Below are 24,086 nucleotides of genomic sequence, written 5' to 3'. Positions count from 1 at the left end.
ATCTACTCATGAATTCAAAATATGATATAATTCGCCAGAGTCTATTTTTTTGAGAGAGGAACTGTCGGCCCATGCTATGGATTGCCATGTTGGTCAGTTTTGTGATGGCCATCTTGATTACACCGCTCGTTCGTCGATTCGCATTTTTCATCGGTGCAGTCGATCATCCGAACGCACGAAAAGTACATTTACGGACGATGCCACGAATCGGGGGTCTCGCGATTTTTATCGCATTCTTCATCGGCTACGCCTTGCTGCTTCCGACGAGTCGTTATAACGATGCCATCTTGATCGGGGCTGTCGTGATTCTCCTTACCGGACTGATCGATGACCGGTTCCAATTATCGGCCCGCGTCAAGCTGATGGGGCAGATGATTGCGACGGTCGTCGTCTTGAACTCGGGGATGCGAATCGAACTCATCAATCTTCCGTTCGACCAGCAACTCTACCTTGGGTCATGGAGCATCCCGATCACCGTCCTCTGGCTGATTGGGATCACGAACGCCATCAATTTGATTGACGGTCTCGATGGTCTCGCCGCGGGTGTGTCGAGCATCGCCCTCGGGACGATTGCTGTCTTGGCCATCATTCAGGGAAACGTCTATTTGACGATGATGGCGCTCTTGCTCCTTGCGAGCACGCTCGGGTTTCTCGTCCATAATTTCTACCCGGCGAAAATCTTTATGGGCGATACGGGGGCACTGTTCCTCGGATATATGCTCGCTGTCTTCTCGCTCATCGGATTTAAGAACGTGACGTTGTTCTCGCTCGTTGTCCCGGTCCTCTTGCTCGGGTTACCGATCTCGGATACGATCTTCGCCATCGTGCGTCGACTCGTCCAGGGACGACCGCCGATGTCGCCGGATAAATCGCATATGCATCACCAGTTGATCGATATGGGCTTCACGACACGGCAGGCGGTCCTACTCATGTACGGGATGACCTTATTCTTTGGCATCTCATCCATCTTGTTCGCCAAGACGACGATGCTCGGTGCGGTCATCACGTTCATCGTCGTGTTAATTGTCATCGAATTGATCGTGGAATCGACTGAACTGATTCATCCGAACTATAAACCGATCATCCGTACGTCCCGACGATTGCTCGGACGACCTAGAGCGTAAAAAAGTAACCGGTATCGCGTGACGATACCGGTTACTTTTTTAGTATGTGGTCGTTTCGGTCATCGAATCGTCCGTTTCGTCTGTCGATGGTTCATCCGCTGTCACAGGCATGCCGAGTTCCGTTTGCAGAAGCGCCTGAGCATCGCGAAGGTCAACAGGGTCGAGTTCGTAATAATACACACCGTTTAACGTCAAATCGTTCCCTTCGAGCGTTTCTCGGTTAAACGACTTCAACGATTTTGCGTACGGTTGAAGCTGAGAAGCCTCTGACAACGACATGTTTGTTCGAATGTTCTCGCCGACGGCATTCATGATCCGGTTCAGCTTCGTAAACGAGTTGATGGTCGTCGCCTCGTTGATGATGGCCTCGATGACTTGCTGTTGTCGACCGGCTCGACCGATGTCGCCGGCAGGGTCTTGCTTCCGCATCCGCGCATAGGCAAGTGCTTCTTTTCCGTTCAAGACTTGAACGCCAGGCTCTAGCTCGACATTTCCGGTCGCTTTTCCGGAGATGGGGATGAGGACATCGATCTCGACGCCACCGACCGCATCGACCAAATCTTCGATTCCATCAAAGTTGATGGTCGCATAGTAATCGATTGGGATGTCGAGCAGGTTCTCGACGGTCGCGATGGTCGTGTCAATGCCTCCGTAAGCGTAAGCATGGTTGATCTTGTCTTTGAACGGATCCTCATCGTCGATGATGATGTCGACATATGAGTCGCGTGGGATGCTGACGAGCGTCACTTGCCGCGATTCCTTGTTGAACGTGGCGACCATGAGCGAATCGGTCCGTCCTTCCTCGAGCGAGGCGCCGCCATCGACTCCTGCTAACAGGACGGAAAAGTGATCTTTCGTCAAGTCGATGGTCTCGTCGCGACGTTCTGACTTGTCGCCACGTTCCAACGCCTTGTTCGCGTTTTCGGCGGTTTCATTCGCTTTGAAGACAAAATAGCCGAAAGCGGAACCACCGATCAGCAATACGACACCCAACACGATGAGGACAATTTTCCAAGGTGATTTTTTCTTGCGTGGGGGTGTTTCCATGTTGTTTCCTCATTTCAGTCGTTTCTTTTAGTATAGGCGTTTCAGCGTTTGAAATCACGTTCGATGATGCGGATTGTATGAGTTTGAAGCTGACCTTGACCGTTCGTCATGTCTGTTAGCCAAGCGAGTGCCTCCTCTGTCTCTTCCACGGGGACCGACACATGAAACGTGACGAGGTCGGCGTAGATGATGTCATCGAGCAGGTAGCTAGACTGTCTCAACTCATTTTCGACTTTCCCAATCCAAGTATAGTCGACGGTGAGTGTCAATTGTTGCATCGGTAGACGTTCGACGATTCCGATCGCATCGAGTCCTTCGCTCACAGTTCCACCGTAAGCACGTATGAGTCCGCCGCCACCGAGCTTGATTCCACCGAAATAACGTGTCACGACGACGACTGTATCTTTCAAGTGGCGTTTGCGTAACACCTCGAGCATCGGCATGCCGGCCGTACCGCTCGGCTCACCGTCGTCATTCGCTTTCTGGTGCTCGTTTCGTTCCCCGATGATGTAGGCGGAACAGTTATGGTTTGCGTTCCAATGCTCTTTCTTGATGGCTTGGATGAACGTCTGCGCCTCTTCCTCGGTTTCGACACGTTTGAAATGAGCAATAAATTTTGATTTTTGGATAACGACTTCGTATGTTCCACTTTGTTTTATAGTATAATTTGACTCAATAGACATTTCTGAAAATTCTCCTTTCTATTTTTGAATATTTTTTTTAGAATTCAAGTAGGCACATACGCTACTTCTAGCGAATGGAATTATAAAAAATCTCTTATGTCCGCTGTAAACCTGTTTAGGGTGGGACGATATATAAGAATAGATGAGGATTAACTACCGAACTATTAGGGGATGGCATCGTGAATCATATTACCGATCGGACTGCTTTAGAACATATCATAACAAATATGATTGAAACGGTGACGGAAAGTAAAGAGGAGATTGTCCGTATAACCGAAAGTTCTGCAACTGAATATTCAGTAATTCAAAATGAGTTAAAAGAATTGACGGATAAAATCGAGTTCTACATCGAGGAATCCGATCGACTCGACCGAATCGTGAAAGCTTCAAAGGCCAAGCTCGTTCAAGTCAGTAAAAAGTTTCATATACATAGTGAACAAGAAATTCGTGAAGCCTACGAACGGGCGAATCAAATGCAACTCGAGCGTTTTCTTGTTCAAAAAGAAGAGATGGCGGCACAGCAACGCCGGAATGACTTAGAGCGTCGTCTGCTCATTTTAGAGGATACGATCGAACGTGCCGAAAAGTTGATCGGTCGTGTGAGTGTCGTCTTGAACTTCTTACGGGATGACCTACAGCAAGAGTATTCGGACATGATGAAGAAGCAAGAGATGGCCATCGGCGTATTCGAAGCGGCCGAGCGCGAACGGCGCCATCTCGCCCGCGAGATGCACGATGGACCAGCGCAATCGCTTGCTCATATTTTGATACGGGCCGACCTGATTGAAAAGACGTTTGACAAACGAGGAAAAGACGAGGCGTTTGCCGAATTACATGAATTGAAAAAGTTGATTCGTGGGGCGCTCGTCGACGTCCGTCGTTTAATCTATGATTTACGTCCGATGTCGCTTGACGATTTGGGCTTTTTGCCGACGCTCGAACGCTATCTCCATCAAACGGAGGAGTATACGGCGATCAAGACACGTCTCAACTATCGGGGGTCGCGTGCGCGATTACCGGAGAAACTGGAGATTAACGTGTTCCGTCTCGTTCAAGAATCGGTCCAAAATGCGATCAAACATGCAAAAACTGCCGAAATCATCGTCAATGTCGAGCAGGCGAGTGATGTGATTCACATTCACGTCCGCGACTACGGTGTCGGGTTTGAGTCGAGCACGATTGGCGAAGGGTCGTTCGGGATTGTTGGAATGCGCGAACGAATTGAATTGGTGAACGGAAGCATCACCATCGACTCGGAAGTCGGCAAAGGGACGGTCGTCCGGATGTCGATTCCGATTCCGTGAGAGAACAAGGGGGAAGACATACATGGAAACGACACAGACACGCATTGCGATCGTGGATGATCACGAACTGTTCCGCGAGGGATTGAAGCGGATTTTTGATTTGGAGGATGAATTTAAAGTTGTCGCCGAAGGGCGTACGGGACGCGAAGCCATTCGCATCGCTGGCGAGCAAAAACCGGAAATTCTAATTATGGATATCAACATGCCGGACATGAACGGAATCGAGGCGACGAAGCAACTGTCACTTCTTTCACCAGAGACACGTGTCCTCATTCTGTCAATCCATGATGACGAGTCGTATATCACACATGCGCTTGAAGCGGGGGCATCAGGGTTCTTATTAAAAGAAGTCGCATCGACAGAATTGATCTCGGCAGTCCGTGCCGTCGCAAAAGATGGGGCGTACCTTCATCCGAAAGTGACGACGAACGTACTGAAGGAGTACCGTCGCCTCTTGCAATTCAAAGGGGAACAAGCGGGACGTGGCGTCGAGAGCCGTACGGATGACCCGGTCTATCAATTGTTGTCGCGCCGTGAAGTCGAGGTGTTACACCTTCTCGCAGACGGGCGCTCGAACCGAGACATCAGTGACATGCTCTTTATCAGTGAGAAGACGGTCAAAAATCACGTCTCCTCCGTGCTTCGTAAAATGGACGTGAACGACCGGACACAAGCCGTCGTGGATGCGATTCGCCGGGGTTGGGTCGAGATTTGAGCGTCACCGATGCTTTACCTCGTTTTTGTGTTACAATATGGAATGGAATCCTAACATAATTGGAAAAATGAAACGACGTAAAGTGAGGATATAGTATGGGAAACATTGCGATTTTAACCGACAGTACCGCCTATCTGTCGGATGATTTTTTGGCGCGACATGACGTCCATGTCGCACCACTCAGTGTCATCTTCGATGGCGTGTCGTACCGCGAGTCGATCGACATGTCGACCGAGGCGTTTTATGAGCGTATCGAGGCGGGTAACCTACCGACGACGTCGCAACCGGTCATCGGTGAGACGGTGGAATTGATTGAGAGCTTGCCGGACGATGTGACGGACGTGATTGCGATCACGCTCTCGAGTGGAATCAGCGGAACGTACCAATCGATGGTCTCGCTAAATGACATGGTCGATGTGACGGTTCATGCGTTTGACTCCGAGATTTCGTGTATGCCGCAAGCGTTCATGGTCGAAGAGGCCCTTCACCTACGTGACAATGGGGCGACACCAGAAGAAATCATCGCCCGACTTGAAACGGTCCGTGATTCGATTCGTGCGTACTTCGTCGTCGATGACCTCGACCATTTGCAACGCGGTGGACGGTTGAGCGCGGCGCAAGCGCTCGTCGGATCGTTCTTACAAATCAAGCCGGTCCTTCATTTCCAGGATAAATTGATTGTCCCGTTCGAGAAGATTCGGACATACAAGAAGGCTGTACGTCGAATCGAAGAGATGATGGACGAATCGATTGTCGGAGACGGGGAAGGCTACTGCATCGGCATCATTCACGCCAACTGCCCGGAGCGTCAGGCGGAAGAGCTCGCTTCGATGAAACAGAAGTTCCCGAAAGCACACATCTCGGGAAGCCATTTCGGTCCCGTCATCGGAACGCATCTCGGACCTGGTGCAATCGGCATCACGTGGTATCGTCGCGAATGGTAAGAGAGACGACCGTCTAAGGTCGTCTTTTTCAATGGAGGAGGGAATGAAATGGCGAAATATCGCCAAATCTTTGAGCGTCTGGCAGAAGAGATGCGAAATGGAACAAGACCCGCTGACTCAAAGCTTCCGTCTGAGACCGAGTTGATGCATCAGTTCGAGGCCAGCCGGGGAACCGTCCGAAAAGCGCTCGATCTTTTACAGGAAAACGGGTATGTCCGGAAGCATCACGGAAAAGGCGTGTTCGTATTGAAACGGGACCAGATCGAGTTTCAATTCAACGGCATCGTCAGTTTCTCAGAAGTGTACGCGAGCATGCTCGGTCGTTCTATTCAGACTCACGTCGCTTCGTTTGAAGAGATGGAGGCCCCGACTTGGCTCGCCGAACGGATGAATTTGGCGGCGGGGACGCACGTGTTTCGCATCGAACGGGTTCGGAACTTTGACGGGGAGAACGTCATCTTAGATATCAACTATTTCGTCAAAGACCTCGTCCCTGGATTAACAGAAGAGATTGCGGCTCGTTCGATTTATGGATATATCGAAGGAGAGGTCGGCCTACAGATCAGCTATGCCAAACGAAAGATTGCGGCAGAAGACGTGACCGAACTCGACCGGAAGCGGCTCGACTTGCATGACTATGAATACGTCATCGTCATCACGAACGATACGTTCTTATATGAAGGACAACAATTTGAATATACGGAGTCGCGTCACCGCTTGGACAAGTTCCAGTTTAGCGACGTCGCCCGTAGGTAAACCTCTTTCGTACAGGAAGGGGTTTTTTGTTTGTCCTAAGTCAAAATAGGGGAATTTTAACAGTAAATCACAACGCAAAACTTTCATGTTCAACTCATATATATAAGTTGTTGACTTAACTTATATAGATAAGTTATACTTTGTTTGTACTCATAAGTAACCGTTTTCATTTACAGTTTTCAAACAAAGGAGGACATTCAACATGAAGGCAGATTATCGTCAAATTGCCGCAGAGATTTTAGACGCGATCGGCGGCAAAGACAACGTGGACAAAGCCGCACACTGTGTGACACGTCTTCGCCTCTCCCTCAAAGACCAGTCAAAAGTCGATGAGGCACGTGTGAAAGAAGTCGATCTCGTCAAAGGGGCGTTCGAGAACTCGGGCGTGTATCAAATCGTCATCGGAGCCGGTGATGTCGACCGCGTCTATGCCGAGTTCATCAAACTCGCGGGACTTGAGGCGGCAACGGTCGCCGAGGTCAAATCCGCAGGCGGCAAAAAAATGAATCCGCTTCAAAAACTCGTCAAAGTCTTCTCTGACGTCTTTATGCCAATCATTCCAGCCATCATCGTGGCCGGTCTCCTCATGGGGATCAACAACTTACTCGCTTCTGAAGGTCTCTTCATCGACGGAAAGACACTCATCGAGGCGTATCCGAACTTACAAGGACTTTGGGACCTCATCAACATGATGGCGAACACGTCATTCGTCTTCTTACCGGCACTCGTCGGTTGGTCGGCGACGAAACGTTTCGGTGGGAGCGAAGTGCTCGGGATCGTCATGGGTCTCTTGCTCGTTCACCCGGATCTCTTGAACGCTTGGGGCTACGGGACAGCAGCACTTGAAGGAGAAGTACCGACATTCGATATCCTCGGACTCTTCGAAATTGAGAAAGTCGGATATCAAGGTCAAATCTTGCCGGTTCTCGCTGCGGCTTATATTTTGAGCCAAATCGAGATGTTCTTGAAAAAACGTGTACCGAACGCCATCCAACTCTTGGTCGTTCCGATCACAACCATCGTCGTCACTGGATTCCTTGCACTCGCAATCGTTGGACCGGTCACTCGTGGAATCGGGAACGTGATTGCGACAGGACTCGTCAACACGTTTGAAGCCGTACCGGTCGTCGGGGCACTCCTCTTCGGCTTGTTCTACGCGCCGCTCGTCGTCACCGGGATGCACCACTTGTTCATCGCCATCGACCTTCAGTTGATCGCCGATACAGGCGGTACGTTCATCTGGCCGATGATCGCACTCTCAAACATTGCTCAAGGTTCGGCTGCACTCGCGATGTTCTTCGTCTACAAGCACAACGCGAAACAAAAGAGCATGGCGTCGACTTCAGCCATTTCAGCTTATTTCGGAATCACAGAGCCAGCCATGTTCGGGGTCAACTTACCAAATAAATTCCCGTTCTATTCAGCGATGATCGGGTCGGCAATCGCTGCCATCTTCATCACATTGAACGATGTGCAAGCAATCGCCATCGGTGTCGGAGGACTCCCTGGATTCCTCTCCATCTTCACAGATAAAATCCTTCTCTTCATCGTCGGCATGGTCATCGCGATCATCGTACCGTTCGCGCTCACATTCATCTTGTCGAAGCGTTACATGAAGAAAGGTGAACTTGAAGAAAACAAAGTCGCATAAGCAATGACTCGGGAGGGAGGGACGGCAGTTCTTCCCTCTTTCTTATTGAAATGAAAACTCTTACAAAAAGGAGATGTCGTTGATGACACAGAAAAATTGGCGCAAATCAGTCGTCTATCAAATTTACCCGAAAAGTTTTTACAGTCCGGAAGGGAACGCGACCGGATCGATCAAAGGGGTGACGGCGAAGCTAGATTACTTGGCAGAACTCGGCATCGAATATATTTGGATGACACCTGTCTATCAGTCACCTCAACACGACAACGGCTATGACGTGAGTGATTACTATGCCATCGACCCGTCTTACGGCACGATGGAAGATCTCGATGAATTGATCCGTGAGGCAGAGGTGCGGGGCATCGGCCTCATGATGGATATCGTCGTCAACCACTCGTCGACCGAGCACGAATGGTTCCAAAAATCATTGGCGGGAGACGAGCGGTACCGTGACTACTACATCTGGCGCGACGAACCGACGAACTGGGAATCGAAGTTCGGCGGAAACGCGTGGGAATATGATGAGAAGAGCGGGCAATATTATCTCCACTTGTTCGACGTGACCCAGGCCGACTTGAACTGGGAGAATGAACAGATGCGCGAGGACGTCTACGAGATGATGCGGTTCTGGCGTAAGAAAGGAATCAAAGGATTCCGTCTCGACGTCATCAACCTCATCTCGAAAGAACAGGACTTCCCGGAAGACGAGTCGGACGGTCGCAAGTTCTATACGGACGGTCCACGCATCCACGAATATTTAAAAGAGATGAACCGGGAAGTATTTGACGGGCACGACGTCATCACGGTCGGGGAGATGTCTTCGACGACGCTCGACCACTGCGTCCGCTATTCAAACCCGGACGAGAACGAGCTCAGCATGACGTTCAGCTTCCACCACTTGAAAGTCGACTATCCGAACGGGGAGAAGTTCGTCGCTGCACCGTTCGATTTCATTCAATTGAAAGACATCATGTCGACGTGGCAACAAGGGATGCACGGGAAGGGATGGAACGCCATCTTCTGGTGCAACCATGACCAACCGCGCGTCGTCAGCCGTTTCGGGAACGACACGAACCATCGCGTCGAGAGCGCGAAGATGCTCGCGACCGTGCTCCACGGCCTTCAAGGGACACCGTATATCTATCAAGGGGAAGAAATCGGGATGACGAATCCTGGCTTCGACTCGCTCGACGAATATCGGGATATCGAGACGCTCAACATCTACAAGTTGAAGCGGGAAGAGGGCGTGTCGCACGAAGACATGATGGCCGCCATCAAACAGAAGTCACGCGACAACTCGCGGACGCCGATGCAGTGGGATGCGACGACGCATGCCGGCTTCACGAGCGGCACGCCGTGGATCAACGTGGCACCGAACTATGAGGACGTGAACGTCGAGACGGCGCTTCGTGATCCGAACTCGGTGTTCTACCACTACAAACATTTGATTGCATTACGAAAAGAACTTGACGTCTTGACGGATGGGGATTACACGCTTCTCACACCTGATTCGTTGGACGTTTGGGCATATACACGGAAGACCGACCGCGAGGAACTTCTCGTCGTCGCCAACTTCTATGGAACGGAAACGACGTATACGATTCCGGAAGGGTTCGAGCGGGTGAACGTCGTCAGCCACAACTATGACGTGCCTGAGCTCGACGGGACGACGCTGTCCCTTCGTCCGTACGAGGCGATCATGTTCTACAAACAGAAGTAACAAATAGGACCCGACGCTTTCGTCGGGTCCTATTTGTGTAGTCGACCTACGTTGTTTTAGATAAGTCGTATCGCATTTATATAGCCGTTTTGGTAGCGTGATGACAAAAAGGAGTCAGGTCATGGGAGAACTTATTGTCGCTCAGGCAGGAAAACGGGCCATCCGCTTCGGTATCTGCCAACGCTGTCTCAGCACGGACGTCCGGACGTTCACCTGTCATCACGGAAGTTGTGCCTATTGTCGAAATTGTCTATACCTCGGGCGTGTCTGCCGATGTGATTTTCTACAAGAGCGGGACATCACGACACCGCTTGAAACGACCGAACTGACGATGCCGTTCGAGCTCGCTCCCGACCAAACACGGGTCGCAAATCAGCTGCTCACGTGGTGGGACGGACGGAAGACGGGGCTCGTACATGCGGTATGCGGCGCCGGGAAGACGGAGATGACGTTCCCGGTAATTGAGCGGGTCGTCAATGCAGGGAAGCGGGTTTTGATCGTGTCCCCGAGGAAAGACGTCGCCATCGAATGGGTCGAACGGCTCGAACGAGCATTCACCGTGCCTGTCACGAGACGATACGGAGGCGGGGAGAAAGACTCCGTCGGGATGATCACGGTGGCGACCGCGCCGTTACTCATGAATATCCGAGACGTCTTCGATTATGTACTCGTCGATGAGTCCGATGCCTTCCCGTTTGCCTTTGACGTGGCGTTATGGAATACGATTCGGCGGGTCGGGAGAGGTGTCTTCTTGTTCATCACGGCAACCCCGACCGTTTGGCAACAGATGTTTCCAACGGTTCATCTGTCGCGGCGCTATCACGGATTTGATTTGCCGGTCCCGACACTTGTCAAACAGTCCGACGAACGAATCGTAGAGTTCTGTCGACGTCACGCCTTGAAACCACGTCTCTTGTTCGTACCGACGAAGCCTGATTTGGAGCGGTACCACGAGACATTAGAAGATGCAGGACTAACCTGTCGGACGGTATCGGCCGAGACCGAGGAACGGACCGACGCCCTTCACTGGCTCCAAGAGACGAAGGGCGTCGTCCTTGCGACTTCCATCTGGGAGCGGGGGATGACGGTTCGGGACGTGCAGGTCGCCGTGGTGGAAAGTGAACATCGGCTCTTCTCGACACGAGGGCTCATTCAGATGGCAGGTCGAGCGGGGCGAAAACCGGATGCGCCGACAGGAGAGGTCTGTTTCTTTTTCAAGGAGCGGACGTTCCGTCAAGATGTTGCCATCCGAAAGATCAAGGAGGCGAATCGGCGATGAGATGTCTTCTTTGTCATGAGTCGATGACCGTCCCGTGGACTCCTGCCACATTATGGCGACGGGACTGGGTGTGTCCTGCTTGCGAGTCGAAACTGACGCCGCTCGGGACGGGTTGCCCACGCTGCGGTCAACCGAATGAGACCGGTGAGACGTGTCCGGACTGCATCCGCTGGCTCGCACTCGGTCTCGACTTGACCGTCCGTTGCCTGTACGCATATGATGAGGCAGGAATTGACTGGCTACATCGATTTAAATTCAGCGGGGATGTCGTCATTGCCTCATCGGTCGCGCCAGCGCTTCGGGCATCGCGTTCATCTGGCGTGACGTATGTTCCGATCCCGTTGAGTAAGGAGCGGCTTCAGACACGTCGCTTCAATCAGGCCGAGGTGCTCGCGCGATGTATCGGTCCAACGCGACAGTTTCTCGAAAAAACGGAGGTTTCAAGTCAACGTGAACTCGGGAAAGAAGGAAGACGACACCGAACGAATCCTTTCACTGTACCAACTTCAGTGAAATGTGGGAAAATCATTCTTATAGACGACGTCTATACGACGGGGACGACCCTTCATCAGGCGGCATTTTCGTTGCGACAGGCAGGTGCATCAGAAGTTTCTGCGATTTGCTTATTTCGGGCGCTAAACAAATCGAAATCGCGTCCGATATAAAGAGCAGAGGTGAAACCAATGGATGCAGCATCTTGCCAAATGTGTGGACGCTTGTTTATGAAACAGGGTCGTTCACCGTACTGTCCATCATGTAACGAAGTCGATTATAAAAACTTCTTGAAAGTCCGCGACTTCATTCGTGAACCGGCCAACAAACAAACGACCATCGGAGCCCTCGTCGAAGCGACGGGTGTCTCTGAACTTGATATCACGCGATATATCCATGAAGGACGCTTGATCATCAAGGACAATCCGGCGCTTGCCATCAGCTGCGTCCGTTGTGGTCAACCGACGAACGAAGGAAAAATTTGTTCGAACTGCCAGAGAGATATGCAGAAGGAACTGTCCAGTCTACAGGAGAGCTTGACGAAACAATCAAGCATCCGCACTTATCGTTTGGATTAACATCATGAAGAGGGGGAAGACGCATGCGCATCGATTCAGCCAAGTGGGTACACTTACCGAACACTTATGAAAAGAAAACGCAAGTCGAACCGAAGCCCGCGCAATCACGCCAAACGGACCAATTGTCAATCTCGGCGGAAGCCCGCGCCCGGTTTGAAGAACCGGTGAAACATCCGGACCGTCTCGCAAAAATCGACGCTTTGAAAGCAGAGATTGATGCGGGCACGTATTCACGGGACGCGCGCGAAATCGCTAAACGCTTTCTACAAGGATGAATGGAAGCGAGGTCCGTTTGAGGCCTTCGCACTGAATAACACGGCACGGAAGCTGACTAAATAAGGGGCACCCCTTTCTTTAGTCGGCTCTTTTTTTGAAAAAAGGAGAGACTCATGCTCACATTACATAAACGGTTACTCGAATTGGCTTACGCGAAAGAACAGCAACTCATTCAAAATGACATGGTGGCATTTAGCACGCTCGTCAAAGAAGAAGCGAAACTCGTTCGACAAATTTCACAAAAAGAAGCGGAACGACTTCAAGGGACGTATGAATTGGACGATGAAGAGATAGAGGAATTGAGACCGGTCTTGTTCGAGTTGAAGCGACAGAACGAATTGAACGCGACGCTACTCGAACAATCCCTTCGTTATATTACTTGGCATCTGGATATGCTCATGCCGGAAGCAGATGATTTTACATACGGACAACAAGCGTTCGAAACACGCTCGTTCAGCCGTGACGTTTAAGGAGGAAGTGGAATGGGTTCAACATTTATGGGATTAGAGACGGCACGCCGCAGTCTCTCGACACACCAATGGGCGCTTCAAGCGACCGGGAATAACGTGGCGAACGCCTCAAACCCTGGCTATTCACGGCAACGACTCACACTCGGGATGACCGAACAGCTCTCGGTCAACTTCGGCGGGACGAAAGCCGGACAATTCGGGACAGGTGTACGCGGGGAGACACTCGCCCGAATTCGCGATCTCATGATCGATCAACAGTATCGTGATGAGTCGGTGAAGAACGCCTTCTATGCGACGAAAGAAGCGGCGTTCGGCCGGATGGAAGACATCATCAACGAACCGTCTGAGAACGGACTCGCTAAATCGCTCGACTTGTTCTGGGCGTCACTTCAAGACTTGTCGGTCAACCCGGATGATACGGGTGCGCGAAGCGTGGTTCGGCAACGAGCGTTGACGTTGACACAAACGTTCAACTACATGTCTTCTTCGTTATCGAAAGTACAAGAGGACTTGAAAGCAGAAGCGGGCGTCGTCACGAAAAAAATCAACGACTTGTTGACGAAAATTGGTGACGTCAACCGTCAAATCGGTGATGCAGAGCCTCTTGGTGTTCTGCCAAATGAATTGTATGATGAGCGCGATCGCTACATGGACGAGTTGTCGCAATACATTGAATTCGAACGTGTGCCTGTTGATTACACGAACGGCGAAACACGTGGAAACTCGCAACGTGTCGCGGAAGGACGGATTGATATCCGAATTTCCGTGCCTGGAACACCGACTCCAACAAAGATTACGTTAGTGGATGGACTAACAGGCGGAGTTGGGAAAATTAACGACATGGAGATCACAGATGCGGCCGCAGGAACGACAACGCTCGTCTTTGACGATTTACCAAATGGGAAGTTGAAAGCGCTCGTTGATATGTACGGTTCAGCTACGGGAACAGAAACGCACGATGGAGCCTTTACCAAGATGTTGAAGGATTTAGACGTCATGGCAAAAGAGTTCACGACGGCATTTAATGATTTGCATAAGACTTTTTACGATGGGAATGTTCAAGATAATCCCCGTCAAAAAGGTATCGATTTCTTTATTGTCGGCGATGCGAAGACCGTAACGGTCAATCCGACAATTTTATCGAACTTGAACTTGATCGCCATCTCAAAAGACCAAAACATCGGAGACGGTAGCGGGGCTCTTGACTTGGCAAACTTAAAAAATGCGCAAATCACATTTACGGGTGGTTCATCCACTGCGACGACTTCCATCGGGAAATACTATCAAAACGTCATCGGGAACATGGCTGTCGAGGCGAGCCAGAACGGAAACCTCGCCAAGAGTACATTCGCCCTGTTGAGCAGTTCAGACCAGCGTCGTCAGTCGGTCAGTGCCGTCTCGCTCGATGAAGAGATGACGATGATGATCCAGTATCAGCACGCTTATAACGCGGCGGCACGTAACATCACGGCCGTCGATGAAATGTTAGATAAAATCATTAACGGCATGGGTGTCGTAGGGAGGTAATGACTGATGCGTGTCACACAGACAATGCTCACACAGACGAACTTGAAGCATTTATCTAGTAGCTACAACACACTCGCTCGCGTTCAGGAACAACTCATCAGCGGGAAACGAATTCAAAAAGCATCAGAGGACCCAGTCGTCGCGATGCAAGGCATTCGTTACCGAACCGAAGTACGTGAAGTCGACCAATTCCGTCGTAACGTCAGCGAGGCGACGAGCTGGATGGATTTGACGGACTCGACGCTCAACGAAGTCACGGAAGCCGTCAAGCGGATTCGCGAATTGACGACGCAAGCGGCGAACGATACGTATGAATCGTCGCAACGTGCCATTATCAAGAGCGAAGTCGATCAATTGATCGAACACATCGGTTCACTTGCGAACTCAAAAGCAGGTGAAAAGTATATTTATAACGGTACGAAGACAGATCAACCTCTCATCAATGTCGACCAGTTAAAAGCGTATTTAGCGAATCCGGCTGGTTCTGTCGATTCGATTTATGAGAGTGGAACGGCACCTGCAACAAGTGGGGAGATCGAATTTGAAGTGTCAAAAGGAATTACTGTACAAGTGAACATGCAACCAGAAACGGTTTTTGGTAAAGAGTTATTTGAAGGTCTTCATAAATTGAGTACACTTTTAAAAGAGACAACGACTACTGGTGCCGACCTATCGGCTGAACTCGACACGCTCGACACACTCGGTCAAAACTTGATCACGGAACGGGCGGAGCTCGGTGCCCGAGCAAACCGTTTGGAGCTCGTCGACAACCGTTTACAAGACCATGAGATTATCGCCAAGACCATCATGTCTGATAACGAGGACATCGACGTGGAGAAAGTCATCATGGAACTGAAGTCACATGAGACCGTCCACCGTGCAGCCCTTTCTGCAGGTGCCCGCATTATCCAGCCGACGCTTCTCGACTTCTTGCGGTAATCGGTCATGAATCTCGCGAGACTTGAGATGCGGCAGACGTTTGCCGCGATCCAGATGACATCTAATCGGCCCGTGCTCGAGATGCGTCAAGGGCGGGCTGACCTGTCGATCCAACAAGGTAAAGCCGAGATGACGCAACAGACGACACCGGGGAAGCTTGAGGTCGACTCATCGGTGGCGAGAAGTGAGAGCAACCTGAAAGGCGTGCTTGAACTTGGGAAATACCTCGGTCAGATGGGAGAGCAAGGGGCCCGTGAGGCGATGGCGAACATCGCCCGGGACGGCGACCGTATGATGCGGATCGAGAACGGGAATCCGATTCCATCGATGGCAGCGGAGAAGGTGAACGACCCATATCCGATCGTCGAGATGGGCTACATGCCAAAATCGATTGATCGTGTCAAGTTGACGTATACGCCGGCGGATGTGAAAATCGAGTGGAATATCACGCCACCCCAAATTGATGTATCGCTCACGCCAGCCGATATCTCGTTCACGCCATGGACGACGGACATCTCGCTCCGTCAACAGGCGTCACTCGAGATATGGCCGGTCGGTGGGATGTATGATGAAACGCGTTGAAAGTGAGGACAATCCATGTTCATTGAAACAGACTACTTTGGCAAGATTGAAATAAACGAAGCGGAGACGATCACGTTCGTCAGTGAGATTCCGGGGTTCCCGGATTCAAAGACGTTCGTGTTGATTCCGTATGGGGAGGATTTACCGTTCTGGTCGCTTCAGTCGATTGAGGAACAGGCATGCGCGTTCGTCGTGACGAACCCGTTTTGGCATAAGTCGGACTATGCGTTCGAATTGTCGGATGGCGCGAAAGACCAACTTGGGATCGAAGAGGCGGAACACGTCTCGGTCTACTCGATCGTCACGCTGCGTGAGCCGTTTGAATCGTCGACGCTCAATTTGAAGGCGCCGATCGTCATCGAGACGAAGGAACGTCGTGGGAAACAAGTCATCCTAGACGATGCGTATCCGGCCCGTTATCCGCTCGGCGGCACGAAAGCGGAGGTGCACTGATGCTCGTATTGAAACGAAAACAAGGTGAGGCCATCCATATCGGCGACGATGTGACGCTCACGGTACTCGCCATCGAAGGCGACCAAGTGAAGCTTGGGATTGATGCCCCGCGTCATATCGATATTCATCGTCATGAGGTGTACATTCAGATGCAGGAAGAGAACGAGTCGGCACGAAACAGTGCTAACTTGATGAAGCAGATGATTCAAAAGCAGTCGGAAGCGTGAGCTTTCGACTTTTTTCATGAATCCGGTAATTGATGGATGACAGCGCTCGATGGGTTGGGATAGGATGGAAACGTGAAAGGAAGGAGGGGAATCGGTGGAAACAGGTATTAATAGTTTTCTTATCAACATCAGTCTGATCTTTTTATTCATGTCACTCACATTCTATGTGATGCGGACGGTTTTACCGATTCAGCCGACTTCCCCGTTGTTCGTACGCTTTTGGTTTGGAGTCTCTAACGGATTGACGGCAATTCTCTTAACCATCAACTCCATCGAATTAGGGGATGCACGAATCGACCTTCGTCTCATCCCGATTGCCTTATCCGCAACGTTCGCTGGACCGTTCGGAGCTATCGTCACGCTCGGTCTGATCTTCATCGGACGCACGACGCTGCACGGAATGAGTGCTCCGTTCGTAGACTCGTTACTACTGTTATTTGTCTTCTTTTTATTTTCTCTTGTCATGACACGCTTACCGATTCGTCGAGGGAGAGGGTATGCCATCTACATCGGGTTAGGTGCGCTCCTCGTCTTGATTCAAGTGAGCGGCAGTGTGAATGAGACGGTCTTTATAAATGTATTTGTTCCTTATTTTCTCATGTTATCTTTTGGGGCCTGGCTCTGCTATTGGGCCGCAAAAAAGATTGAGACGCATCTATGGATGTTTCTCCTACATACGCACCGGGCGACCATTGATGAGTTGACGGGACTTCCGAACCGTTATCGGACGCTCGAACAGATGAACGATTTGGAAATGTCCGGGAAACCGTGGACGTTACTCGTTATCGACGTCGATCATTTTAAACAGTTGAACGATACATATGGGCACTTAGCAGGAGACGCAGCACTTCGTCATATCGGACAAACGTTGGAACGAAGCTGTCCGCCGTCTGGATTCGTCGGGCGATATGGTGGCGAAGAATTTTTGCTCGTCATTGAAGGGAGTGAAAGTATGGCGAAGGTGGCAGAAGACATCGTGCACACGGTACGGCACACGACATTCGAATTTCAAGGCGAAATCATTCCGATGACTATTTCAATCGGCGCGGCAATCGCTGGGCATGAGCCGAGCGTGGTCGTGTTTGAGCGGGCCGATAGGGCGTTATACGAAGCGAAACGAAATGGTCGGAATCAGGTCAAATTTGCGTAAAAATCCCCTATAACCGTTGGCGATGATGGTCCAGCGGTTATAGGGGATTTCACGTTTAGTGAATGTTTTTCTTCTTGAACTGACCGCCACGGACGTCGTGAATGTTGCCGATGGCGAGGAACGCTTTCTCGTCATAGTCATCGAGGATGTCTTTCAGTTTCGTCTCTTCGAGTCGACTGATGACCGTGAAGACGACTTTCTTCCCGTCACCCGTGTAGGCGCCTTCTCCATGAAGATACGTCACGCCACGACCGAGTCGGTCCATGATGGCCTGTCCGATATCGTCTGGTGCGGACGTGATGATCCACGCCGCTTTCGACTGGTCGATTCCTTCTAGGACGACATCGATCGTCTTGAAGGCGATGAAATAGGTGAGAAGGGAATACATGGCCCGGTCCCAACTGAAGACGAATCCGGCCGTCCCGAGGATGAAGATGTTGAAAAACATGACAATCTCCCCGACGGAGAACGGCAACCGGTTCGTGAAAGCGACGGCGAGGATTTCTGTTCCGTCGAGCGAGCCCCCGGCGCGGATGACGAGCCCGATTCCGGCACCGAGTAAGAAGCCACCGAAGACGGTCGACAAGAGGAGGTCGTCTGTGAACGGCTTGATGTCATGCAGGACGATGGTGAAGGCCGACATGAGCAGGATGGCCGTCAACGTGACGACGGCGAATGTCTTCCCGATTTGCCGATAGCCGAAGTAGATGAACGGTAAGTTGAAGAGGACGAGCCAAATCGCGAGTTTCGTCTCCGTCAAGTACGACACGATGATCGAGACACCGACGATACCACCGTCGATGATTTGATTCGGTACGAGGAACGCCTCCAAGCCGACGGCAAAGACGAGGGAGCCGAGCAGCAAAAGGACGACTTTTACAAACAGTTCGGACGCCTTGATCGGATTATGTTCACGCCTTAAGCGCTGCACTTCCTCCGGTGTCGGGGAAGGCATGGGTGTACGCTGCATACAGGATGCCCCCTTTCCATTTCTTTCAGTATACCAAATGATGCGAACCGACAATCATTTACGACAGAGAATCTGACATGAATATTCAGAATTGAGGGATGATTCCCGATAAATTATTTCGAAATCATTTTATGTTAAACTAACAAGGTTGTTGAACAATGGATGGAGGTCTATAGGATGAAGCGAGAAAACAAAACATGGTTGATGGCGTTCCAAATGGTCATGAACATCATCGGCGGACTCATCGCAGCATATGGATTGGAGTCCGTCCTCATTCCGAATAACGTGTCGGACGGAGGCGTCACCGGGATCAGTATCGTCGGGTCACAGCTGACGGGACTGCCACTCGGTATTTTCATCGGGGTATTGAATATTCCGTTTGTCTATCTCGGTTATAAACAGATCGGGAAGAGTTTCGCCATCCTCTCGGTTACCGGGATTGCGTCCTTGTCTGTCGGTACGGTCATCATGCACCACGTTCCGACCATCATCGAGGGGGACGCGCTCCTCATCACCGTAGTCGGTGGGATCATCCTCGGGTTCGGGATGGGGATTTCCCTTCGTAACGGGGGCGCGCTTGACGGTATCGATATGTTGGCGGTCCTCTTATCCCGTAAATTGCCGTTCGGGACGAGTGATTTGATCCTGTTTTTGAATACATTCGTCTTTATCGTCGTTTCGACGGTGTTCGGTCTTCAAGGAGCCGTCCTGTCCGCCATCGCCTACTTCATCGCCTCGAAAGTGATCCATATCGTGGAGGAGGGATTGAGCGGGGCGAAAACGTTCAAAATCATCACGAGTGAACCGCAGGAGATGGTCGAGACGATTCGGGACCGTCTCGGACGGAGCGCCACGTTGAATCAAATTCAAGGGGCGTATTCCAAAGAAAGTTATTACGAAATCACGTGTGTCATCAACCGGCTCGAAGAACGAAAAATCAAAGACATCATCGATGATGTCGACCCGAAAGCGTTCGTCGTCGTGTATGAGGTGACAGAGGTCAAAGGCGGGAACTTCCAAAAACGCGATATTCATTAACGGATGGCCAAAGGTCGTCCGTTTTTTTAACCTCTACACGTGTGAACCGACCAAGCAGGAAATCACATAGGGAAAGTGGAAGAAGTCGATGCTAGAGAAAGGGGAGGATTGGGAATGTACGCACTGATTGGAAAGCTTGTCACGAAAGCGGGGCAACGCGACAGACTCGTGGCGATTTTATCGGAAGCGGCGCGGGAGATGGAGGCGACATCGGACTGTGAATCGTATCGGGTCCACGTGTCGCTCGACGAAGCGAATACCGTGTTCGTCTATGAAGTATGGCGAAATGAAGAGGCGCATGCGGCGTCGTTGTCACTTGCTGAAGTGAGGGCATATATCGATCAGGCGAAGCCGATCCTTGAGCGAATGGAGCGGATCGCCGCGCTCGAACTCCGAACGTGACTGATATGGGATGATGAAGCGGATGGCGAAGCGCTGTCCGTTTTTTGCAGGAGAAATGGCGAGGTGTCAAGAACATGACAGGATTCGGAAAGGAGGGAACGTATGCGTCCACTCATACTCGGTGCCTTCGCCGCCTTGTTTTTCGCGAGCACGTTCGTGTTGAACGAAGTGATGCAAGTCAGAGGTGGCAGCTTTGCCTATAGTGCCGCGCTCCGCTTTTTGTGGATGATTCCGTTACTGCTAGTTGTAGTCGCGTTTCGTGGTGGACTCAAGCGAGTCCTCTCAGCATTGAGAGAGAATCCTCGCCCATGGATTCTTTGGGGGACGGTCGGGTTCGGATTGTTTTACGTTCCGATTTGTCTCGCGGCCGAGGTCGCACCCCCGTGGCTGATCGCGGGCACGTGGCAAGTGACGATTGACGCCGGGGCACTGTTGTCCCCGCTCTTTAAGAAGGCAGACGGAAGACGGGAGCGAATCCCATGGCGCGGACTTCGCTTCTCGGTCTTGATTCTCATTGGGGTCGTAATGATGCAAGTGGAGTTTTTCGAGTCGTTCGAACCTCGGTTCATTTGGCTCGGGGTCGTGCCGGTCATCATCGCCGCATTCGCCTACCCGCTCGGGAACCGGAAGATGATGCAGCACACGGACCTCGACGTATTCGAGCGAATCCTCGGAATGTGTCTCGGGTCACTCCCGGTCTGGCTCTTGTTGTTCGCGTATGGGTTGACGACGGGGCGTCCCTCATCGAGTCAGCTCGGGCAGACGTTCCTCGTCGCCCTGTTATCCGGGGTTGTCGCGACCGTGCTATTCTTCATGGCGACCGATCTCGTCAAACATGACATGGGAAGACTGGCGTCCGTTGAAGCGACGCAAGCGCTCGAAGTCCTGTTCGCGCTCATCGGGGAACTGGTCTTCCTGCATGCCATCATGCCGTCACCGATCGCCTTGTCCGGGATCGTGCTCGTCATGGTCGGGGTCGTCTTCCACAGTCGGAGTCAGTTTATGGAGCTCCCGACCGTGGTCCGACAAGAAGCATAAAAAATCCCCTCGCTCTTATGGACGAGGGGATTGTCATCAACTTGTTGTCAAACTGTTTTTGACTTTGTCGTAGAAATCATCCATCATACCTGTACGGCTACCGAGTTGGCAGATGAGTTCGAGCGTTTCTTTATAGAACTTCTTGACGAGTCCTTTGTTTTTGACGCTGTCCATTGATGCGAGCGTCTGGTCAAGATTCTCTAAAATCTCTTTGATTTGCGCGTCTGAGTCCGGTTTGACAACTGTCATGTTCTCAGGGATGCTGACGACCTTCTCTTGGCCTTGGTGACGGAATGATGCACCGAAGCCAAGGTTCTCGATGAAGAGGTGCGGCATCACTTTTTGACCGAAGAAATGCTTGTGCCAGTCCGTCGCTTTCATCGTGTCCATGTCCTGTTTGAACGTAGATGCCGTTGAGACATATTGTTTAAACAAATCCGTCATGAATTTCTCGATGACCGGGATTTGAAGGGCGAAGACGTTTTTCAAGAGCGCGTCCAGCTGAGCGCGTGTCAAAGTAGTTTCGTTAGACATGTCAGTTCCTCTTTTCTATAGTACGTTACTACCATCGTATGGGATTGACGGACACTCGTCAATGTAAGGGGAAACATTTTTTCAGAATATTTAATGAAAAGTCGTCAACTTGTGGGATAATCAAGTGAAGACATTAACAAGTGAGGAGTGGTTCTTGTGAACAAATCGATGAAATGGGCGCTCGCACTCGGTGTGACAGGTGCATTGGTGGCGACAGTCGGTGTCGTCTCGTCCCGGGGACGGACAGAGGATACGACGCAGACGATTCGTGACCATGAGCTCGGCTATGAGATTATCTTGCCGTCGAAGATTGTCGAGGCGATCGAGCGAGGTGACGTCTATATCGAGAAGGCGCAGGACGTCGTCGACATCGGGGACACGAAGAGCTACGGCACGTTCGATTTATACTATAACGTCGAGGACGGGGACGACCAGCTCTTGTTCCATCTGGACTTGATCGACCGCGAGTTGACAGAAGAGACGTTCGCGACAGAAATCGGCTACGGCAACTACCTCGGGACGAACGACAAGACGTTCTTCTGGGTCGAACCGACAGAGGCCGTCCCAGGTGCGGAGGCGCATACGGACGAGATTGCCGAGTTGATCGAGACACTCCCTGAGTTAGAGTTCCGGACGTTGTAACATGGAGAGACTGTAGACGGCTGAATCGTTTGCAGTCTTTTTCAGAGAGGTGGGGGACGTTTGCGAAAGACATTACCAAGCCGAAGACGAGATTATTCGGAGGGATTGATCGTAGCCCTTCTGTTTATCGTCGCGATATATGTGTTTGATTTACCGAAACAAGAAAGCTTGATCACCTTGGCTGTCGTCATCGTCATCTCGGTCATGATGCGAGAAGTGACGCATCTTTTTCAGAATGAGAGAAATCAGTGAAGGTCTGCTCGCTACGGCGGGCTTTTTCCTTTGTGCTACAATACAAATGAGGTGATATGAATGAATTGGACAGTAGAAGAAGTCAAACAGGCAGATGACGTCAAAGCGTTAGAACAGGCGGTCAACGCGAACGACAAGATTGACGTAAAGGTCGGTCATGAGTCAATCGGACAGAACGACTATGCGGTATATGACGGGGAGACGCTCGTTGGTTATCTCATGCTTTTCCCGTATCTTCCGAACGAGTATGAAGTGAATGCGCTCGTCCATCCTGAATACCGGAAACAAGGTGTCTTCACGGCACTACTCGAAACGGCAAAACAAGACGCGAAGTTGAACGGTTGCGAAGCATTCACGTTCGTCATCGACCGAAACTCGGCATCCGGGAAAGCGGTGCTCGAGCATCTTCAGGCGGCGTATCAGTTCTCGGAATACAATCTCGTTTTGAAAAAAGCGGAGCTCTTCTTGAAGCCGGACGAGGTATCGCTACGTGAGGCGACAGCAGACGACCGTCCGCTCATCATCGTGACGCTCAGCGAGGCGTTCGGTGACCCGGTCGATGTGACGGAAAATATCTATCAACAAATCGACACGCCGGACCGCGTGACGTATATCGGCGAAGTGAACGGCAAACCGATCGGCGTGATTCGCGCTCTTCTGACAGGGGATGACGCGGCAAGCATCCATGCGTTCGGGGTCAAAGCAGGCGAACAAGGCAAAGGCTACGGCACGAAAATGTTGAAACAGATGGTCCAACAACTGTTCCGCATGGGCCGGACGAAAGTCGAGCTCGATGTCGAGACGGAAAACAAGGCGGCGCTCGAGATCTACAAACGCGCCGGTTTTGCGGAGAATGGTGGCTATGAGTTTTACATGATCGAAGTGTGAGGTGAACCACATGGTGAAAAATCTGAAATGGCTCGGCGCGGCGTTTGAATCCTTTCTCGGGATTCCGCTTCTAGGCGGTCTCTTCATCATCGGGATGGGCTATTCGCCCCTCGGTTTCATGTTTGTGTACCACGTGATCGTATTGATTCTTTCGTTCAGTCGATTGAATCGATTCTCTTACGGGGCGGCGGTCGGAATTGCGGCATCGGTGCTCGGCTTTATCCCGTTTGTTGGGATGATGCTGCACTGGGCGGCTGCCATCACGCTCGCGATTGACGCGGCGACGACACCACGTCGTGTGGCGCATGTCGAACGAGACGACGAAGCATTCTAACGAAACGTACTCCTTGACGGGGGTACGTTTTTTCATTGACCAAACGTTCAACTGAAAACGCTATACATTCATTG

The 24,086-nt window shown here is 51.2% G+C and carries 29 protein-coding genes; 25 read left to right on the top strand and 4 right to left on the bottom strand.

What is annotated here, in order from left to right:
* The first annotated feature begins 71 nt into the window (after window positions 1-71).
* On the top strand, window positions 72-1,124 hold the full coding sequence (locus KNO71_RS03465; protein ID WP_078147360.1) for a glycosyltransferase family 4 protein: 1,053 nt from the start codon (window positions 72-74) through the stop codon (window positions 1,122-1,124).
* Between the two features lie 39 nt (window positions 1,125-1,163).
* Here the strand turns inward: KNO71_RS03465 and KNO71_RS03460 are convergent, their stop codons facing one another.
* Window positions 1,164-2,171 carry an LCP family protein gene (locus KNO71_RS03460; RefSeq protein ID WP_078147359.1) on the bottom strand — a complete coding sequence of 336 codons (1,008 nt, stop codon included), beginning with the start codon at window positions 2,169-2,171 and terminating at the stop codon, window positions 1,164-1,166.
* Between the two features lie 41 nt (window positions 2,172-2,212).
* A complete protein-coding gene (locus KNO71_RS03455) occupies window positions 2,213-2,854 on the bottom strand; it encodes a YigZ family protein (protein ID WP_012726992.1) in 642 nt (213 codons plus the stop codon).
* A 179-nt stretch (window positions 2,855-3,033) separates the two neighbouring features.
* Between KNO71_RS03455 and KNO71_RS17820 the strand changes: the two genes are divergently transcribed.
* From KNO71_RS17820 to KNO71_RS03370, 17 genes are all read left to right on the top strand, one after another.
* Entirely contained in the window at window positions 3,034-4,158 is a 1,125-nt protein-coding gene (locus KNO71_RS17820; RefSeq protein WP_205728295.1) for a sensor histidine kinase, read from the top strand.
* A 22-nt stretch (window positions 4,159-4,180) separates the two neighbouring features.
* Window positions 4,181-4,873 (top strand): response regulator transcription factor, encoded by a 693-nt coding sequence (locus KNO71_RS03445; RefSeq protein ID WP_214687252.1) that lies wholly within the window; start codon window positions 4,181-4,183, stop codon window positions 4,871-4,873.
* 95 nt (window positions 4,874-4,968) lie between these two features.
* Window positions 4,969-5,817, top strand: a complete 849-nt coding sequence (locus KNO71_RS03440; protein ID WP_214687251.1) for a DegV family protein — start codon at window positions 4,969-4,971, stop codon at window positions 5,815-5,817.
* A 48-nt stretch (window positions 5,818-5,865) separates the two neighbouring features.
* Window positions 5,866-6,573: a trehalose operon repressor gene (gene treR, locus KNO71_RS03435; RefSeq protein ID WP_214687250.1), complete on the top strand. Its 708-nt coding sequence runs from the start codon at window positions 5,866-5,868 to the stop codon at window positions 6,571-6,573.
* A gap of 202 nt (window positions 6,574-6,775) precedes the next feature.
* Window positions 6,776-8,224, top strand: a complete 1,449-nt coding sequence (gene treP, locus KNO71_RS03430; protein ID WP_047795045.1) for a PTS system trehalose-specific EIIBC component — start codon at window positions 6,776-6,778, stop codon at window positions 8,222-8,224.
* Window positions 8,225-8,306: 82 nt separating this feature from the next.
* The gene (gene treC / locus KNO71_RS03425) at window positions 8,307-9,941 is read left to right on the top strand and encodes an alpha,alpha-phosphotrehalase (RefSeq protein WP_214687249.1); all 1,635 of its coding nucleotides are present in this window, start codon (window positions 8,307-8,309) and stop codon (window positions 9,939-9,941) included.
* Between the two features lie 121 nt (window positions 9,942-10,062).
* Window positions 10,063-11,220: a DEAD/DEAH box helicase family protein gene (locus KNO71_RS03420; RefSeq protein ID WP_214687248.1), complete on the top strand. Its 1,158-nt coding sequence runs from the start codon at window positions 10,063-10,065 to the stop codon at window positions 11,218-11,220.
* Window positions 11,217-11,885 (top strand): ComFC family protein, encoded by a 669-nt coding sequence (locus KNO71_RS03415; protein ID WP_078147353.1) that lies wholly within the window; start codon window positions 11,217-11,219, stop codon window positions 11,883-11,885. The genes KNO71_RS03420 and KNO71_RS03415 overlap by 4 nt, the downstream gene beginning before the upstream one ends.
* A gap of 57 nt (window positions 11,886-11,942) precedes the next feature.
* Complete coding sequence (locus KNO71_RS03410) at window positions 11,943-12,290, top strand: flagellar protein (RefSeq protein WP_240499843.1); 348 nt, start codon at window positions 11,943-11,945, stop codon at window positions 12,288-12,290.
* Between the two features lie 23 nt (window positions 12,291-12,313).
* The gene (locus KNO71_RS03405; RefSeq protein WP_012726982.1) at window positions 12,314-12,565 is read left to right on the top strand and encodes a flagellar biosynthesis anti-sigma factor FlgM; all 252 of its coding nucleotides are present in this window, start codon (window positions 12,314-12,316) and stop codon (window positions 12,563-12,565) included.
* Window positions 12,566-12,679: 114 nt separating this feature from the next.
* Complete coding sequence (gene flgN / locus KNO71_RS03400) at window positions 12,680-13,036, top strand: flagellar export chaperone FlgN (protein WP_074036203.1); 357 nt, start codon at window positions 12,680-12,682, stop codon at window positions 13,034-13,036.
* Window positions 13,037-13,048: 12 nt separating this feature from the next.
* Window positions 13,049-14,563 carry a flagellar hook-associated protein FlgK gene (flgK, locus tag KNO71_RS03395; RefSeq protein WP_214687247.1) on the top strand — a complete coding sequence of 505 codons (1,515 nt, stop codon included), beginning with the start codon at window positions 13,049-13,051 and terminating at the stop codon, window positions 14,561-14,563.
* A 6-nt stretch (window positions 14,564-14,569) separates the two neighbouring features.
* On the top strand, window positions 14,570-15,502 hold the full coding sequence (gene flgL, locus KNO71_RS03390; RefSeq protein WP_214687246.1) for a flagellar hook-associated protein FlgL: 933 nt from the start codon (window positions 14,570-14,572) through the stop codon (window positions 15,500-15,502).
* Between the two features lie 6 nt (window positions 15,503-15,508).
* On the top strand, window positions 15,509-16,084 hold the full coding sequence (locus KNO71_RS03385) for a DUF6470 family protein (RefSeq protein ID WP_214687244.1): 576 nt from the start codon (window positions 15,509-15,511) through the stop codon (window positions 16,082-16,084).
* A gap of 15 nt (window positions 16,085-16,099) precedes the next feature.
* Window positions 16,100-16,537: a flagellar assembly protein FliW gene (gene fliW / locus KNO71_RS03380; RefSeq protein WP_214687242.1), complete on the top strand. Its 438-nt coding sequence runs from the start codon at window positions 16,100-16,102 to the stop codon at window positions 16,535-16,537.
* Window positions 16,537-16,764 (top strand): carbon storage regulator CsrA, encoded by a 228-nt coding sequence (gene csrA, locus KNO71_RS03375; protein WP_012726976.1) that lies wholly within the window; start codon window positions 16,537-16,539, stop codon window positions 16,762-16,764. The genes fliW and csrA overlap by 1 nt, the downstream gene beginning before the upstream one ends.
* A gap of 94 nt (window positions 16,765-16,858) precedes the next feature.
* Entirely contained in the window at window positions 16,859-17,914 is a 1,056-nt protein-coding gene (locus KNO71_RS03370; protein WP_214687240.1) for a GGDEF domain-containing protein, read from the top strand.
* 55 nt (window positions 17,915-17,969) lie between these two features.
* Here KNO71_RS03370 and KNO71_RS03365 read toward each other — a convergent pair whose 3' ends face one another.
* Entirely contained in the window at window positions 17,970-18,884 is a 915-nt protein-coding gene (locus KNO71_RS03365; RefSeq protein ID WP_078147345.1) for a YitT family protein, read from the bottom strand.
* A 177-nt stretch (window positions 18,885-19,061) separates the two neighbouring features.
* Between KNO71_RS03365 and KNO71_RS03360 the strand changes: the two genes are divergently transcribed.
* The 3 genes from KNO71_RS03360 (at window position 19,062) to KNO71_RS03350 (ending at window position 21,362) form a co-directional block, all read left to right on the top strand.
* Entirely contained in the window at window positions 19,062-19,922 is an 861-nt protein-coding gene (locus tag KNO71_RS03360; RefSeq protein WP_214687237.1) for a YitT family protein, read from the top strand.
* Between the two features lie 114 nt (window positions 19,923-20,036).
* Window positions 20,037-20,324 (top strand): putative quinol monooxygenase, encoded by a 288-nt coding sequence (locus KNO71_RS03355; RefSeq protein WP_031422801.1) that lies wholly within the window; start codon window positions 20,037-20,039, stop codon window positions 20,322-20,324.
* Between the two features lie 102 nt (window positions 20,325-20,426).
* Entirely contained in the window at window positions 20,427-21,362 is a 936-nt protein-coding gene (locus tag KNO71_RS03350; RefSeq protein ID WP_214687235.1) for a DMT family transporter, read from the top strand.
* Between the two features lie 36 nt (window positions 21,363-21,398).
* Here the strand turns inward: KNO71_RS03350 and KNO71_RS03345 are convergent, their stop codons facing one another.
* Window positions 21,399-21,896, bottom strand: coding sequence for a hypothetical protein (locus tag KNO71_RS03345; RefSeq protein WP_214687233.1), 498 nt, complete (start codon window positions 21,894-21,896; stop codon window positions 21,399-21,401).
* A gap of 156 nt (window positions 21,897-22,052) precedes the next feature.
* On the opposite strand from KNO71_RS03345, the gene KNO71_RS03340 reads away from it, so the two are divergent.
* Genes KNO71_RS03340 through KNO71_RS03325 form a run of 4 tightly spaced genes read left to right on the top strand, consistent with a single transcriptional unit; the run spans window position 22,053 to window position 24,012 of the window.
* On the top strand, window positions 22,053-22,538 hold the full coding sequence (locus KNO71_RS03340; protein ID WP_214687231.1) for a hypothetical protein: 486 nt from the start codon (window positions 22,053-22,055) through the stop codon (window positions 22,536-22,538).
* A gap of 60 nt (window positions 22,539-22,598) precedes the next feature.
* Entirely contained in the window at window positions 22,599-22,790 is a 192-nt protein-coding gene (locus KNO71_RS03335; protein WP_214687229.1) for a hypothetical protein, read from the top strand.
* 60 nt (window positions 22,791-22,850) lie between these two features.
* Complete coding sequence (locus tag KNO71_RS03330) at window positions 22,851-23,678, top strand: GNAT family N-acetyltransferase (protein WP_214687227.1); 828 nt, start codon at window positions 22,851-22,853, stop codon at window positions 23,676-23,678.
* 10 nt (window positions 23,679-23,688) lie between these two features.
* Window positions 23,689-24,012, top strand: a complete 324-nt coding sequence (locus KNO71_RS03325) for a hypothetical protein (RefSeq protein ID WP_214687225.1) — start codon at window positions 23,689-23,691, stop codon at window positions 24,010-24,012.
* Window positions 24,013-24,086 lie beyond the last annotated feature (74 nt).

The organism is Exiguobacterium sp. s163 (assembly GCF_018617135.1).
GTDB classification, from domain to species: domain Bacteria; phylum Bacillota; class Bacilli; order Exiguobacteriales; family Exiguobacteriaceae; genus Exiguobacterium; species Exiguobacterium profundum.
Note: the sequence above shows the minus strand (reverse complement) of the source record. Positions and strands in the feature narration are given on the sequence as shown.

What these genes read in the sequence shown, in the direction of transcription:
- treC (WP_214687249.1), top strand. Translation starts at nt 8,307, where the DNA reads ATGACACAGAAAAATTGGCGCAAATCAGTCGTCTATCAAATTTACCCG.
- treP (WP_047795045.1), top strand. Translation starts at nt 6,776, where the DNA reads ATGAAGGCAGATTATCGTCAAATTGCCGCAGAGATTTTAGACGCGATC.
- KNO71_RS03410 (WP_240499843.1), top strand. Translation starts at nt 11,943, where the DNA reads ATGAAACAGGGTCGTTCACCGTACTGTCCATCATGTAACGAAGTCGAT.
- KNO71_RS03465 (WP_078147360.1), top strand. Translation starts at nt 72, where the DNA reads ATGCTATGGATTGCCATGTTGGTCAGTTTTGTGATGGCCATCTTGATT.
- KNO71_RS03365 (WP_078147345.1), bottom strand. Translation starts at nt 18,884, where the DNA reads ATGCAGCGTACACCCATGCCTTCCCCGACACCGGAGGAAGTGCAGCGC.
- KNO71_RS03455 (WP_012726992.1), bottom strand. Translation starts at nt 2,854, where the DNA reads ATGTCTATTGAGTCAAATTATACTATAAAACAAAGTGGAACATACGAA.
- KNO71_RS03360 (WP_214687237.1), top strand. Translation starts at nt 19,062, where the DNA reads ATGAAGCGAGAAAACAAAACATGGTTGATGGCGTTCCAAATGGTCATG.
- KNO71_RS03345 (WP_214687233.1), bottom strand. Translation starts at nt 21,896, where the DNA reads ATGTCTAACGAAACTACTTTGACACGCGCTCAGCTGGACGCGCTCTTG.
- KNO71_RS03415 (WP_078147353.1), top strand. Translation starts at nt 11,217, where the DNA reads ATGAGATGTCTTCTTTGTCATGAGTCGATGACCGTCCCGTGGACTCCT.
- KNO71_RS03350 (WP_214687235.1), top strand. Translation starts at nt 20,427, where the DNA reads ATGCGTCCACTCATACTCGGTGCCTTCGCCGCCTTGTTTTTCGCGAGC.
- flgL (WP_214687246.1), top strand. Translation starts at nt 14,570, where the DNA reads ATGCGTGTCACACAGACAATGCTCACACAGACGAACTTGAAGCATTTA.
- fliW (WP_214687242.1), top strand. Translation starts at nt 16,100, where the DNA reads ATGTTCATTGAAACAGACTACTTTGGCAAGATTGAAATAAACGAAGCG.
- flgK (WP_214687247.1), top strand. Translation starts at nt 13,049, where the DNA reads ATGGGTTCAACATTTATGGGATTAGAGACGGCACGCCGCAGTCTCTCG.
- treR (WP_214687250.1), top strand. Translation starts at nt 5,866, where the DNA reads ATGGCGAAATATCGCCAAATCTTTGAGCGTCTGGCAGAAGAGATGCGA.
- KNO71_RS03330 (WP_214687227.1), top strand. Translation starts at nt 22,851, where the DNA reads ATGAATTGGACAGTAGAAGAAGTCAAACAGGCAGATGACGTCAAAGCG.
- KNO71_RS03440 (WP_214687251.1), top strand. Translation starts at nt 4,969, where the DNA reads ATGGGAAACATTGCGATTTTAACCGACAGTACCGCCTATCTGTCGGAT.
- KNO71_RS03355 (WP_031422801.1), top strand. Translation starts at nt 20,037, where the DNA reads ATGTACGCACTGATTGGAAAGCTTGTCACGAAAGCGGGGCAACGCGAC.
- KNO71_RS03385 (WP_214687244.1), top strand. Translation starts at nt 15,509, where the DNA reads ATGAATCTCGCGAGACTTGAGATGCGGCAGACGTTTGCCGCGATCCAG.
- KNO71_RS03445 (WP_214687252.1), top strand. Translation starts at nt 4,181, where the DNA reads ATGGAAACGACACAGACACGCATTGCGATCGTGGATGATCACGAACTG.
- csrA (WP_012726976.1), top strand. Translation starts at nt 16,537, where the DNA reads ATGCTCGTATTGAAACGAAAACAAGGTGAGGCCATCCATATCGGCGAC.
- flgN (WP_074036203.1), top strand. Translation starts at nt 12,680, where the DNA reads ATGCTCACATTACATAAACGGTTACTCGAATTGGCTTACGCGAAAGAA.
- KNO71_RS03325 (WP_214687225.1), top strand. Translation starts at nt 23,689, where the DNA reads ATGGTGAAAAATCTGAAATGGCTCGGCGCGGCGTTTGAATCCTTTCTC.
- KNO71_RS03460 (WP_078147359.1), bottom strand. Translation starts at nt 2,171, where the DNA reads ATGGAAACACCCCCACGCAAGAAAAAATCACCTTGGAAAATTGTCCTC.
- KNO71_RS03420 (WP_214687248.1), top strand. Translation starts at nt 10,063, where the DNA reads ATGGGAGAACTTATTGTCGCTCAGGCAGGAAAACGGGCCATCCGCTTC.
- KNO71_RS03405 (WP_012726982.1), top strand. Translation starts at nt 12,314, where the DNA reads ATGCGCATCGATTCAGCCAAGTGGGTACACTTACCGAACACTTATGAA.